Annotated in this window: 9 protein-coding genes; 8 read left to right on the forward strand and 1 reads right to left on the reverse strand. The window is 54.5% G+C overall.

The genetic code is table 11. The features are described 5' to 3' along the window. Positions 1–33: 33 nt before the first annotated feature. The 7 genes from HB631_RS05960 (at position 34) to HB631_RS05990 (ending at position 8,380) form a co-directional block, all read left to right on the forward strand. Complete coding sequence (locus HB631_RS05960; protein WP_213990242.1) at positions 34–1,686, forward strand: glucan biosynthesis protein; 1,653 nt, start codon at positions 34–36, stop codon at positions 1,684–1,686. Between the two features lie 759 nt (positions 1,687–2,445). Further along, entirely contained in the window at positions 2,446–3,276 is an 831-nt protein-coding gene (locus tag HB631_RS05965) for a transporter substrate-binding domain-containing protein (RefSeq protein ID WP_255556857.1), read from the forward strand. Between the two features lie 123 nt (positions 3,277–3,399). Continuing rightward, on the forward strand, positions 3,400–4,116 hold the full coding sequence (locus tag HB631_RS05970) for an ABC transporter permease subunit (protein ID WP_213990244.1): 717 nt from the start codon (positions 3,400–3,402) through the stop codon (positions 4,114–4,116). Between the two features lie 26 nt (positions 4,117–4,142). Beyond that, complete coding sequence (locus HB631_RS05975; protein ID WP_213990245.1) at positions 4,143–4,877, forward strand: ABC transporter permease subunit; 735 nt, start codon at positions 4,143–4,145, stop codon at positions 4,875–4,877. Next, positions 4,874–5,650 carry an ATP-binding cassette domain-containing protein gene (locus HB631_RS05980; protein ID WP_213990246.1) on the forward strand — a complete coding sequence of 259 codons (777 nt, stop codon included), beginning with the start codon at positions 4,874–4,876 and terminating at the stop codon, positions 5,648–5,650. Before HB631_RS05975 ends, HB631_RS05980 begins: the two co-directional genes overlap by 4 nt. Before the next feature lie 95 nt (positions 5,651–5,745). Next, positions 5,746–7,281: a histidine ammonia-lyase gene (gene hutH / locus HB631_RS05985; RefSeq protein WP_213990247.1), complete on the forward strand. Its 1,536-nt coding sequence runs from the start codon at positions 5,746–5,748 to the stop codon at positions 7,279–7,281. 130 nt (positions 7,282–7,411) lie between these two features. Beyond that, positions 7,412–8,380, forward strand: coding sequence for an MBL fold metallo-hydrolase (locus tag HB631_RS05990; protein ID WP_213990248.1), 969 nt, complete (start codon positions 7,412–7,414; stop codon positions 8,378–8,380). An 8-nt stretch (positions 8,381–8,388) separates the two neighbouring features. Here the strand turns inward: HB631_RS05990 and HB631_RS05995 are convergent, their stop codons facing one another. Beyond that, positions 8,389–8,886 carry a DCC1-like thiol-disulfide oxidoreductase family protein gene (locus tag HB631_RS05995; protein ID WP_213990249.1) on the reverse strand — a complete coding sequence of 166 codons (498 nt, stop codon included), beginning with the start codon at positions 8,884–8,886 and terminating at the stop codon, positions 8,389–8,391. A gap of 551 nt (positions 8,887–9,437) precedes the next feature. Here HB631_RS05995 and HB631_RS06000 point away from each other — a divergent pair. Beyond that, positions 9,438–13,811 carry a hypothetical protein gene (locus tag HB631_RS06000; protein WP_213990250.1) on the forward strand — a complete coding sequence of 1,458 codons (4,374 nt, stop codon included), beginning with the start codon at positions 9,438–9,440 and terminating at the stop codon, positions 13,809–13,811. Positions 13,812–13,855 lie beyond the last annotated feature (44 nt).

Genomic DNA, 13,855 nt, shown 5'->3' on the forward strand with positions numbered 1-13,855 from the left:
TAACACATCGCCAGCACAGGAACCTTTTCCGGCATGGAACGAAGAAAGTTTATTAAAGCGTCACTCGCGTTGGCCGCCTATTGCGGCACCACAGGTTCGACGGCGTTTTTTATGCGCTCGGCGCTGGCCGCAGGGGAGATTGCCGACGGCAGCGCCACTCCTTTCAACTTCTCCCTGTTACAAACCATGGCGGTGGACTTGTCTCGCCAACCCTTCGGCGGTCCGCCGGCGGAACTGCCTAAAACCCTGGCGGAACTGACGCCGCAGGCTTACAACGATATTCAGTACGATGCCAGTCATTCTCTTTGGCACGATATAGGCGGTCGTCAGCTTGATGTGCATTTGTTCCATGTGGGTATGGGGTTTAAACGGCGGGTGCGGATGTATTCCGTCGATCCCGCGTCACATCAGGCCCGGGAAATCCATTTTCGGCCGGAGCTGTTTAATTACCACCATGCCGGGGTGGATACCGCGCAGCTTGTCGGCCGGGACAATCTGGGATTTGCCGGTTTCAAGGTGAACAAAGCCCCGGAGCTGACCCGCCGCGACGTGGTCTCTTTCCTCGGCGCCAGCTATTTCAGGGCGGTTGACGATACCTACCAGTACGGGCTGTCGGCCCGCGGCCTGGCTATCGATACCTATGCCGGCCAACCGGAAGAGTTCCCCGATTTTGTCGCTTTCTGGTTTGATCGGCCGGCAGCGACGGATACGGTTTTTACCGTCTACGCACTGCTCGATAGCCCCAGCGCCACAGGCGCCTATCGTTTTGTTATCGATTGCCAGGCCGAGCGGGTGGTGATGGATATCGAGAAGCATATCCATCCCCGCACCGCCATCAAACAGTTGGGCATCACTCCGATCACCAGTATGTTCAGCTGCGGCACCAACGAACGTCGGACCTGCGATACCATCCATCCGCAAATCCACGATTCCGATCGGCTGGCAATGTGGCGGGGCAACGGCGAGTGGATATGCCGACCGTTGAATAACCCGCAGAAGCTGCAATTCAATTCTTTTGTGGATGAGAATCCCAAAGGGTTCGGTCTGCTGCAGCTTGACCATGATTTTAACGATTATCAGGATGTTATCGGCTGGTACAATAAGCGGCCCAGCCTGTGGGTGGAGCCGGTGGGCGATTGGGGCAAAGGCACGGTGAATCTGATGGAGATCCCGACAACCGGTGAGACCCTGGATAATATCGTTTGTTTCTGGCAGCCGGCCGAGCCTATCGTGGCGGGGCGGGAATATACCTATCGCTACCGTCTTTACTGGAGCGGCGAACCGCCGGTGAGCAGTCCGATGGCGCGTGTCGTGGCTACCCGCACCGGCATGGGCGGTTTTCCGGAAGGCTGGGCGCCGGGGGAGCATTATCCTGAAAAATGGGCCCGCCGTTTTGCCATCGATTTTGTCGGCGGCGACATTAAAGCGGCGGCGCCCAAGGGCATTGAGCCGGTGATTAATGCTTCCGCCGGCAAGATAGATAATATCGAGATACTGTTTGTCGAACCCATGGACGGTTACCGTATTCTGTTTGACTGGATACCGGACAACGACAAGACCGATCCGGTGGAATTGCGGATGTTTTTGCGCACCGGCGTGACCGCCCTGAGCGAGACCTGGCTATATCAGTATTTTCCGCCGCCGCCGGATAAGCGTCGTTACGTTGACGATCGGCAGATGAGCTGAGGGAAGCGTCCGATATGGCGCGCTCTCCCTTTAACACGCGATCCCTTCAACCAGCATGCTTTGACCAGCTCGCTTCAGGTTCGGTGGCGGGCCTAGCGTGCCATGAGGCACTCGGTCGGGCGGAAAAACCACGCCCGATTCGACCTCATCGGCGCGCTCTCCCTTTAACACGCGATCCCTTCAACCAGCATGCTTTGACCAGCTCGCTTCAGGTTCGGTGGCGGGCCTAGCGTGACATGAGGCACTCGGTCGGGCGGAAAAACCACGCCCGATTCGACCTCATCGGCGCGCTCTCCCTTTAACACGCGATCCCTTCAACCAGCATGCTTTGACCAGCTCGTTTCAGGTTCGGTGATGGCGGGCCTAGCGTGCCATGAGGCGCTCGGTCGGGCGGAAAAACCACGCCCGATTCGACCTCATTGGCGCGCTCTCCCTTTAACACGCGATCCCTTCAACCAGCATGCTTTGACCAGCTCGTTTCAGGTTCGGTGATGGCGGGCCTAGCGTGCCATGAGGCGCTTTTGCTTCACATTGGTGCCGGGCTATTCAACACTGCACCAAAATGAGCGCCATTTGCGTTATGGCGTATGGCAATTCGTTGTTTTATCCCCTCGGCCGGCGATGCAACGCCGGTACAATCTTTCTTTTCATTCCCTGCGGTATTGGCCCTTTAATTGCTTGGTCTTGTATATACATGTACAGAATCAATCTTCTTATAAGGGAATCCGCGCTATGAAATATCATCATCGCTTTACCGGTATGTTAGTGGCCAGCGTTCTGGGGGCGGCAATTCTTGCGGCCTTGCCCGCGCAGGGGAAAGAGTGGAAATCCGTCACCATCGCCACCGAGGGCAGCTACGAGCCCTGGAACCTGACGTTGCCCGGCGGCAAGCTGAGCGGCTTTGAACCGGAGTTGATGACGGTACTGTGTGAACGGATGCAAATACAGTGCAAGCTGGTGGTGCAAAACTGGGACGGCATGATAGCCGGTCTGCAGGCGGGCAAGTTCGATGTGTTGATGGATGCCATCGTTATCACCCCGGATCGTCAAAAAGTCATTGATTTTACCGTGCCCTACGCCGCCACCGCCGCCAGTTTTGTTTCAGTGGGCGGGAAAATCTTGCCGGAAACCACCGGCGATCACGCCATTATCAAACTGACCAACGATCCCGCCACCATTAATCCCGCCATTGCCGGCTTACGCGCCGCGCTGAAAGGCAAAACTATCGGTATCGCCTCAGGCACTGTGTACACGCCGTTTATCGATCAATATTTCAAGGATATCGCCACGGTGCGGGAATACAACGCGTCGGCGGACGCTATTCTTGATCTACAGGCGGGCCGTATCGATGCGGTATTTGATGACGTGACCTTTTTTACCTCCATCATGGCCAGGCCGGAGAACAAGGATCTCGGTTTTGACGGGCCGAAAATCGCCGGTCCGATCTGGGGTCAGGGCGAAGCCCTGGGTATCCGTAAGAGCGATCAGGATTTGAAAGCCAAGTTCGATGTGGCGATTAAAACCGCCCTGGCGGACGGTACAGTGAAAAAACTTAGCGAAAAATGGTTTAAAACCGATGTGACGCCCTAAAGGACAGGTTACGGCCAGGGCGTTAAGCCGTAAAGCGCAACCGGGCTTGATTTAGCCCCGGGCGTTGAGCCATAAATCGCAGCCGGGATTGATTCAACGATAATATCAAAAGGGGCGGTGAACATGTTGGAAATGCTGGGATTCTCGAGTGAGGGCTGGAGCGGCATGATGTTGGTGGCTGCCCTGACCACGCTGGGCCTGACTTTCGCCGCGCTGCTGGTGGGCGCCGTGTTCGGCGCCTGGGTCGCCGGCGCCAAGCTGTCGCGCCGGCGGTTGTGGCGATTTTTCGGCGACGGGTATTCGGTGATATTCCGCGGTATTCCGGAACTGCTGATTATCTATCTTTTTTATTTCGGCGGATCGGGCTTTTTAACCATGATCGGCCGGTTTTTCGGCGCGGACGGCTATATTGAAATTCCGGCATTCCTGATTGGCGCCCTGGCCATCGGCATGATTTCCGGCGCCTATCAAGGGGAAGTGTATCGCGGCGCGGTGATGGCGGTTTCGTCGGGGGAGCTGGAAGCCGCATATGCCATGGGAATGAGTAAAGCCTGCGTGTTACGGCGGATTTTGCTGCCGCAGGTGCTGCGCTATTCACTGCCGGGCCTGGCGAATGTCTGGCAAATGAGCCTGAAGGATTCGGCCTTGGTTTCAGTGACCGGTATCGTCGAGCTGATGCGAGCCAGCCAGGTGGCGGCAGGATCTACCCGGCACTATTTCACGTTCTATATTATCGGCGGCCTGTGTTATCTGGTGTTGACCGGTCTGTCGAACCCGTTAATCAACCGCGCGGAGAAACGCTTCGGCCGATCGGGGAAAACGCCTTTTGCTTCCCGTTAAGCCATATTCCAGTCGGGGATACGAAAATGATTGATGTTGCTTTTCTCAGCGATACCATGCTCAAGCTGCTGGCGGCGCTGCCCACCACCCTGGGACTGTTTATCTGTTCTTTTATCCTGGGGGGGCTGTTGTCGCTGGTGATAGTGACGCTGCGCGTTAGCCGTTATCCGGTACTGAGCTATTTTGCCCGCGGCTATATGATGGTGTTTCGCGGCTCGCCGCTGCTGATTCAGATGTTCCTGCTTTATTACGGCCTGGGACAGTTCTCCCTGGTGCGGGAAAGCGTGTTCTGGCCGATCTTGCGTTCCCCTTATTCCTGCGCGGTGCTGGCGCTGGCGCTGTGCACCGCCGGCTATACCGCCGAGATTATCCGTGGCGGCCTGCTGTCCATCCCCCATGGACAAATCGAAGCCGGACTGGCGAACGGCATGTCGCGCTGGGTGCTGATTCGCCGGATTGTCGGTCCCATTGCCCTGCGTTACGCCCTGCCGGCCTATTCCACCGAAGCGATTTTACTGGTGAAATCCACCGCGCTGGCCAGTCTGGTGACCGTCTGGGACGTTACCGGCGTGGCGCAGCAGATTATTCAGCGCACCTACCGGACGATGGAGGTGTTTGTCTGTGCGGCGGTGATTTATCTGCTGCTGAATTTTATCCTGGTACGCCTGTTCGCCGCTTGGGAAAAACGGCTTTCCCACCATTTGCGTCCCCGTCCCATGCTGCCCAATAATAGTGATACCCTGCTAAGGGAGAGAGAATGAACAAACCCGCCCCCATTACCCTGTCGATGATTGATATTCGTAAATCTTTCGGCGACCAGCAGGTGCTTAAGGGCATCTCGCTGGATGCCCGGCAAGGAGAGGTTATTTCAATACTGGGCGCCAGCGGCTCCGGTAAAAGCACCTTTCTGCGCTGCATCAACCTGCTGGAGATTCCCGACGAGGGCACTGTAGCCATCGGCGGTGAAACCATCCGCATGAAGCGCCACGAGTCGGGAGGACAATTCCCCGCCGACCGGCGCCAGATTGACAGCATCCGCGCCCGGTTGGGCATGGTTTTTCAGAGTTTCAATCTGTGGTCGCATATGACGGCGCTGCAAAACGTCATGGAAGGCCCGCTGCATGTATTGAAAAAGCCGCGCAAACAGTGCCTGGAACAGGCCGAACGCCTGCTGGCGAAAGTGGGGCTGTATGACCGGCGGGAATATTATCCGTCGCAGCTGTCCGGGGGCCAGCAGCAGCGCGTCGCTATTGCCCGCGCGTTGGCGATGGATCCGGAAGTGATGCTGTTCGACGAGCCCACTTCCGCCCTGGACCCTGAACTGGTGGGGGAGGTGCTTAAGGTCATGCGTGCCCTGGCGGAAGAGGGCAGGACCATGCTGGTGGTGACCCATGAAATGGGCTTTGCCCGCGGCGTCTCGAACCGGGTGGTCTTTATGCACCAGGGTTATATCGAGGCGCAGGGTACGCCGGAGGCGATGTTTACCCAGCAGGGCTCCGAGCGTTTCCGTCAATTTATCTCCAGCCATCATTAACGGGCGTTGGATATTCGCGGGGGGCGGGGGAGCGAACGGGTTAATATCGACGTTCTCCGTTTTCATCCAGAGCGGTTAAACACCAGGAGCGGTTTATGGCATTACCCAAAACGATTGTTTACGGCGATGGGCCGCTAAGCTGGCGCGATCTGACCGCCATAGCCCGCCGCGGCGCGGTGCTTGCCCTATCGGATACCGCCTGGGCGCGTATTGATAACGCACGGGCCATCGTCGATCGGGTGGTGGCGACCGGCGAGCGCGCCTACGGTATCAATACCGGCCTCGGCGCGTTATGCAACGTGGTGCTGCGGGAGGATCAGCTGGCTACGCTATCCAGCAATACCTTGCTGAGCCATGCCTGCGGCGTCGGCCCGGCGCTGCGCAACGAGCAGACCCGCGCCATCATCTGCGCCGCTATCGCCAACTACAGCCAGGGCAAGTCCGGCATCCGGCGCGAGGTGGTGACGGCGCTGATGGATCTGCTCAATCAGCATATCACCCCCTTGGTGCCGTCCCAGGGTTCGGTGGGGTATCTGACCCATATGGCCCATATCGGCCTGGCGCTGACGGGGATGGGGGAGGTGGACTATGACGGTCGCCGGTGCGGCGCGGCCGAAGCGCAGTCGGCGGCGGGGCTGACGCCGCCGACACTCGGGGCCAAAGACGGCCTGTGCCTGGTGAACGGCACGCCTTGCATGACCGGTCTAAGCAGTCTGGCGCTGGATGACATCGTGCGTCTGGCGGATTGGGCCGATGTTATCGGCGCCATGAGCTTTGAGGCGTTGCGGGGTCAGGCCAATGCCCTGGATGCGGAAATCCTGGCCCTAAAGCCTCATCCCGGCATGCAGCAGGTGGGTATCCATCTGCGTTTTATACTTCGCCACAGTAAAAACATAGCGGAGAGTGTTAACCTGCGTACCCAGGATGCGCTCAGCCTGCGTTCCATCCCGCAAATCCACGGCGCCTGCCGCGATCAAATCGACCATGCCGCGCGGCATATCTCCATCGAGCTTAACTCCGCCACCGATAACCCGCTGGTGCTGGGTACGCCTGAGAATTTCCGGGTGGTATCACAAGCCAATCCCCACGGCGAATCAGTGGCGATGGCCGCCGATCTGCTGGCGGTGGCGGTAGCGGAATTGGGCGGTGTGGCGGAACGGCGTATCGATCGGCTGGTGAATCCGCTGGTGAGCGGTTTACCGCCGTTTTTGGTCAGTGAACCCGGCGTCAACTCCGGCATGATGATAGCGCAATATGTGGCGGCCGCACTCACCGGCGAGAATCGTCAGCTGGCGCAGCCGGCGGTGGTGGATAATTTTGTCACCTCCGGCTTGCAGGAAGATCATCTGAGCATGGGTACCGGCGCGGCGCTGAAGCTGGATCGCGCTTTGCAAAACCTCACGCAGATATTGGCTATCGAATACCTGCTGGCGGCGCAGGCATTGGAATTTATCGGGCCGGAAAAATGCGGCGCCGGCACCGTCCGCGCATGGTCTCTGTTGCGCGAACATATCGCGCCCTATACGGTGGATCGCTGGCTGGCGCCGGATATCGCTACCGCGGCGCAGCTGATTACAGGTCAAAATCTGTTGGCGAGACTGCTGGCGGAAGAGTGCGCCGCCGAAGTTTGATCCCCGACAAAAAAGGTGATGCCGTTCAGAAAAGCGACTGAGGGTGCGGGCAGGATATTGATTCGTCATGATGTCAGCATATTTGTATGCTATTAATCAGGCTGCTGACATCTATGCCGGAGAAAAGAACATGACGATAAAAAACCTTACCCGCGCCGCTGTCTTGTTGGCCGCAGTGGTGCTGGCCCCGGATGCCGACACGGCAACCGTTCCGCTGGTCAATACCCAGGCGCCGGGCTATTACAAAATCATGGTGGGCGGCGCCCAGGTCACCGCCCTGTATGACGGCAGTGCAACCTTTCCCCTGACATTATTCAAAAACGCGGCCCCCGAAACGCTGCAACGGGATGTTGCCGCGGTGGATGGCGACGCGCCCAAAGTGGTCAACGGCTCGATAAACAGCTTTCTCATCAATACCGGCGACCACCTGATCCTTATCGACAGCGGCGGCGGCAAGCTGCTGGGGCCGGGGTTCGGCCAGGTCATGGCTAATCTGAAAGCCGCCGGCTACCGGCCGGAGCAGGTGGATATGATTTTGCTGACCCATATGCACCGGGATCATATCGGCGGGCTGGTGACCGACAGCGGCCAGCCGGCGTTCCCCAATGCCGCTGTGTGGGCGTCGAAACCGGAAGTGGACTACTGGCTTTCTCAAGCCAATCTCGATGGGGCGCCAACAGGACAACAGGCTGCCTTTCAGCGCGTCAGGGATATCCTGGCGCCCTATGAAACAGCGGGAAGGCTGCACAGCTTCAGCGATGATACCGAACTGCTGCCCGGCCTGAGGCCCGTAGCACTGCCGGGCCATACCCCCGGCCACAGCGGATTTCTGCTGGAGCGCAACGGGCAGCGCATTTTGTTCTGGGGAGATATCGTTCACTACTCGGCGCTACAATTTGCCCACCCCGAACTGGGCATCGGCTTTGATTCCGATAGCGCTCTGGCGATTAAAACCCGTCAGGCCCTGCTAAAGCAGGTGGTGCGGCAAAAAACGCTGATTGCCGGCGCGCATATCACCTTTCCCGGCATCGGCTACTTGCGCGCCGACGGGGCCCAAGGCTATCGCTGGACGCCGGTGGGCTTCGGCGAGGTGCGCTGAAAGGTGAGTTACCCTCGGCCGCCGTCCAGATAGCGCCTGCCCTGTCCGTCATCCGGCGGCAGGGTGCCGCCAGGAAGTTTACCAAACCAACGGTAGCGGTTACGGGCAACATAATTATATAGCCCGTCCCGAGGTTTCCGGGGTAAAAACCGCAGAATACGCAGTGTGCGCCAGGGCCAGCCAAGCTGGATCAACGCCTGGAAAAATGCGTCTGAGCGAATGGAAACCTGGCCGTCGGCAATGTAGGCGATGGTGTTGAAGTTTTCATCGGACAATCCCGCCCAGCGCAAAAGATCCTTTCCAGGCCTTGATTGCACCGTCGCGAGATGGATCTTTTTTTTCCAGTCGGCGCGAATCAGCGTTTGCACCAAGCGCCGGCACAAGACACATTCGCCATCGAATAACACCACCCGTTCACCCGCCAGCAGGTGCGGCGGCGGCGTCAGGCGTTCGTTACGGATCAGATAAAGCGGCGGCACGGTAGTTTTACGTTTGACGTTTTGCATATAACTCCCCTTGCTAAGATATATTTACCTGTCGCCAATAAAATCACCCGAAGTGCCAAGTGAAAGTATTTTTCTGAAAATAAAGTATTTTCAGCATAATCCATCCCAACGAAATTATAGGGATCGGGGTCACATTGTTAATAGCCGGCCGGAACCGTTCTGTAAAATTTTCTTGATGCTATTGAATAGTAATGAGTTATTAATTAACGGATATATACGTCCCGTAGCCCACAGTGAGTTAGGATTGCGGCCTTGCCGCCGGGCATAAATAGGGCCGGCTGAAATAAAATAACGGGGTTCCCTTCAACCCCGGCGTGACAAGTCAGTGATTAGCCAATGGCGGATTTCTGACTGTTTCATAAAAAGGATGTTCTGCGATCTGGCTGTTTTAAGTTACAGTAGGTAAATAAATAGTTTTAAAAATATACCATGGCATTGGCTAATCAAAAATTTTTTTTTGTGTAGAATCGGTTGTTTTGAATTGTTTCGAACGCTCATATCCTATAGAAATTATATTTAATGAGTCTATATATTCTTGACCGGAGTAACCTATGCCAATATCTCAACAGCTGTACAGAAGACATATCGGTAATTACCATATTAATAGTAATAAAAACATTACCAGCCAAGCAGCGCAGCAGGCTTTGCTGCGTGAACTGGCAAATTATCCTGGCGACGCGACGAAAAACCTGAGGGCGATGTTGGCGCTGCAAGCCCTATTGTCGATTTCCAATATTTCATTGGCGACCGGCGAAATGTATATACGGGCGCAAACGGACAAGGCGCGGGTGCCCCGTAGCCTGGCCGGCCTGAGCGAAACGCCCTACTTTCCAATGGCGGCAGCCTATGGCGAAGGCGGAATTTCCCTAGGGAGAAATACTTCACTATTATTACAGCATGGGTGTCAGTACAAGCGCGGCAAAAAAAAAGGCCAAAATTACCGCCATAACACAGCATCATCCCCCAAGCCGGATGCCGGGACGACACCGCCGGTTATTATGGTCCCGGGTAGTGACGTTTCGGCGTCTGATGCCGTGGGATTGAATAAAAGTAAAAGGAAACATCGGGAAAGAGATCCGGTGAGCCTACAAACAGATAATATCAATCTATTTTTGACAAGGCATTACGGCAAGGATAATGAAAACAATATTGCAGCCATAATTGATAAAACAATCCACTTTATTATCCATTGCCCTAATGGATTAGCCGATATCTCCCGCGTGATTCTGAAACATTCCGGCGAGTACGGGGCCCAGAGCCGCGAGACCTTAAGCGACGAGCAGCAATACAGTGTGGTGAGAAGCTGGCTCAGTGCGGTAGTATTTGAAAAAAGCCTGGGTGAATTTATCGGGCGGGTTATTGTTCAGGCGGTCCGGGAAAATGCATGCAGTGACCGGCAGCCGTTAAAACTGCCCAATGAGGTCCTTTATTCATATATTGTAAGCAAGATCGGTATACAAAAACCGGATGGAGCGGCGAGCGGCGAAAAGGTTTTTTCTTTCGACGACTCCGCCCGAAACTATTTGTCTCATGAAGTCCTCTTCGAGGAATTGCCCTTTTTGTCGTTAAGCCTTGAGAATATCGATAATCATAACATTTATGTGGGCACAGTGGACTGGGGATATTTGCATGCCGGCCTGATCATCGCCAAACGAACGGGAAAAGACATTAGCCAATTCGCGTTGAATGAATTGATCCAACTGGGAAGCTCTTTAGAGGATATGTTGTCGGAAGAGATCATAGATCCGGAGCTTGTCGGAATATTCCATCTTCCCGCCAAGCTGTTGTACATCAAACAACAGGCGGAGCGAGAAAACAATATCGAAATTGAAACGATTTTCCGCTCCGAGGAAGGAGATAAAAATGCCCTTGAAGCCTTCTTCTCAGCAAGCGACCGGCAAAAGGCGGAAGAAAATCCCTACAACCTGTTTACGCAGACCCTCAGGAATTACCGTACCCGCACCCAGCTAAGGGAAATGACAAAGACGCCGGTCGCCGCCGCGGGCATTAGCCAGACTGCCTTGAATGATAAAGCCGCCGGTCCGTATTGCCTGGACGCGGCCAGCCCCGCCGACCTTGAACCCGCCGATGCCGACCGGCTTTTCAAAGAGCAAAATGAAGATATTGCGGCAAAATATGCGGTAGTGGATACGTTTATCGTCGCGTTGGCCTTTGAACGGCTGGACCCGGAGGAGATCGATTTTCTACGGGCGGCGGCGATTTATACGGCTTCAGCCGTCTTCTCCGCGTTTGATAACATTCGCGGGCAAATGGTGGCACGGATATTACCCCGTCACTCTTATACCGTTTCGTTATCGGCTAATGTTGATTTATTTGCCGCCTTCCGGGACGGGCATAAAAGAATATTCGCCTTGCAAAATCATGGCGAAAAGTACGTATTGAGCCGCGTAGATTATAATGAAGAATTATATTATGCGTTAATGGCTGATAGAATAAAGATTCGTCGGGATAATGAATATAAATTGAGGATTTATGCTGAAGGTAAAAGAAATCTTTTGAAAAGCGCCGAGGAGCCTCTTGAACAATTGGTTGGCCGACTTATTCAAAAACACCGCGGCATTTTCCTGAATCAGCTGCATGAGCAGGGTTATGAAGAAACGTCCGGAGAAAAGGCGCAAAGATTTCTCCTATCGCTCATTCCGTTGCATGATTGCATCAGCGGTATCATCAATAAAAAAAGCGACGCGCCCCTCTCCTGTGCCTTGGACATGATGCTGTTGCTTCCGCTGGCGGGTCAGGGCCTGGGGTTGGCTTCCCGTTTCGCCCAACATGGTTTCAAGGGGGGGATCTTGGCATACCGGTCCGCCATCGGCTCCCTCGCGGCCCGCGAAACCCTGAGGACCGCGCTACGCCAGGGAGGCAAAGAGTATGTCCGTCACGGGATATTGCCGGCGGCCGGAGAATTGCATCAAAAGGCTTTTATTCAATTGGGTTTGACGGCATTAAGAACGTTTGATCCCGGCCTGGAAATAGCGGGTATTCTCGGCGGACATGCCCTTCGCCGGGTAGTAGCGGCGGGCAACCTGCTTAAAGAGGTCATGCCGGCCTGGAAAAAGGTTTTACCTGGTTTGGAGGCGATATTATCCCATCGGGACCCGCGGATTTCCGCTGAATATATTACAACCGGCCGTCTGCCGGGGCGAGATAAAGATCTGCCGGTAAGAAAGCTGTATGGAGAAAAGTATCATCGGCAGCCCGTTTATGTACAAGTTGATCCCGCCACCGGGTATGTCTTTGGCAATAAATATACCCTTTCGTCCACGGGGATTTTGCATGCGGTGCCCAAAGCGATGGCACAGCGCCTGAAAAATATCCTTGAGGTGGGATTAAGCGGCCGCGGGGCTGCCCGGTCCGCCGCCCGGTTGGCCGTTCGGCGCGGCAGAGGGCGACCGCCTTTGCCACTCACTCCTCCGGTTACCGTGGATCATTTGCTGCGATGGATAGAAAATTCACAAAACATCAATCCGCTGGCAAGTGAGGAATTCATATGTCATTGGGGCTTAAGCGACACCACCTGGTCGGTTTATGTCGAGCCGTCGGGAGCATTGACCGCAGCAGCCCAAGCTTTACTGGCACGGGCGGGAATGAATGAATTTAACAATTTGTTTAGGTTATCGCCGGAACTGCAGCGGCAAATCATTCAACATCTGGACATTGCCCCCCTGCGAAATTTACTGCGGGCTTTTCCCTCATATGAAAATGAACATCTGAGGGCCGTCAGTTTAAGAGCGTTTGCAAGAGAAAGATTGGCACTGTTGCAACAAAATTTTATCCGTGTCTGGGGCGATTGGCTGGCTCAATACTTTCCAAGGGAAAAACGGTGGCTGGCATGGGAAAGGCTTAATCTCTATTTCGAACGTAATAACCGTCAACTTATCCTCAGAAGCCTAAGATTGACCGATTTGCCCGCTCTTTTGCCCGATGATATTCTCCACCTCGATCTCAGCGGCAACCAACTGGCTCACGTGACGCCGAGGTTGCCGGAGAATTTAGGGAGCCTGGATGTCAGCATCAACTTTTTGGACCGGTTACCGGACCCCCTTCCTGCAGCGTTAAATATGCTGGATGCCAGCCATAATCTTTTATCCTTTTTGCCGCCGAGACTATCTCAGTCGCTGACATTTCTCGATTTGAGTCATAATCTGCTGACTTTTTTGCCCTTTTTACCCGATACCTTGGTGTTCTTGGATGTCAGCAACAATAATTTACATTTGTTGCCAGTACCTCTGCCGAAAGCGCTCACGCGTTTCGCGGCAAATAACAACCAGATAACGGTCCTGCCGGATCTTCCGGCAAAGCTGATATGGCTGGAGGTTCATAATAACGCGTTGCAGAGCCTGCCGGACATGCTGCCGATTGAATTGAAATTTTTGGACATTGCCAAAAATCAACTGATGAATTTGCCAGCTTTCTTGCCGGTAACATTAAGAACCATTGATGCCACCGCAAACCGTTTGATGGATTTGCCTGCTATGCTTCCACCTAATTTAGAGCAGTTGTTTGTATCAAAAAATATATTATCATTTTTGCCGCCCCTTTTACCGCCAAAATTAAGGAAGATATGTGCTTCAAGAAATTTATTGACAACGATACCGCAGAATCTACCGCCCGGGTTAAAAGACCTAACGCTAAATAACAACCTTATTTTAGTGGTCTATCCGACGCTGCCCAGCGGATTAAGGTCATTGCAAATCACTAATAATCATGTTTACAAATTGCCCGATAATTTGCCGGATGCCTTACAAATTCTTCATATCAATCATAATCCTATCGCCAGGCTGCCGGCAAGATTACCCGCCACGCTCAAGGAAATCGATGTCAGTTATACCAATGTACCGGGCCGGCCCGCCGACCTGCCGGCCCACGTTAACTTCATCCAAAAGAAAAGCCAAAATGGGCTATGATTTATATTCTTTATATGGCAATTTCCGCCTTTCAGCGGCAAGCT

It is taken from the genome of Sodalis sp. dw_96 (genome assembly GCF_018449575.1).
In the GTDB taxonomy this organism is placed as follows: domain Bacteria; phylum Pseudomonadota; class Gammaproteobacteria; order Enterobacterales; family Enterobacteriaceae; genus Acerihabitans.

Bases quoted from the DNA above. Each gene is read 5' to 3' on its own strand.
- HB631_RS05965 (WP_255556857.1), top strand. From the start codon at position 2,446: ATGTTAGTGGCCAGCGTTCTGGGGGCGGCAATTCTTGCGGCCTTGCCC.
- HB631_RS05990 (WP_213990248.1), top strand. From the start codon at position 7,412: ATGACGATAAAAAACCTTACCCGCGCCGCTGTCTTGTTGGCCGCAGTG.
- HB631_RS05995 (WP_213990249.1), bottom strand. From the start codon at position 8,886: ATGCAAAACGTCAAACGTAAAACTACCGTGCCGCCGCTTTATCTGATC.
- HB631_RS05970 (WP_213990244.1), top strand. From the start codon at position 3,400: ATGTTGGAAATGCTGGGATTCTCGAGTGAGGGCTGGAGCGGCATGATG.
- HB631_RS05980 (WP_213990246.1), top strand. From the start codon at position 4,874: ATGAACAAACCCGCCCCCATTACCCTGTCGATGATTGATATTCGTAAA.
- hutH (WP_213990247.1), top strand. From the start codon at position 5,746: ATGGCATTACCCAAAACGATTGTTTACGGCGATGGGCCGCTAAGCTGG.
- HB631_RS06000 (WP_213990250.1), top strand. From the start codon at position 9,438: ATGCCAATATCTCAACAGCTGTACAGAAGACATATCGGTAATTACCAT.
- HB631_RS05960 (WP_213990242.1), top strand. From the start codon at position 34: ATGGAACGAAGAAAGTTTATTAAAGCGTCACTCGCGTTGGCCGCCTAT.
- HB631_RS05975 (WP_213990245.1), top strand. From the start codon at position 4,143: ATGATTGATGTTGCTTTTCTCAGCGATACCATGCTCAAGCTGCTGGCG.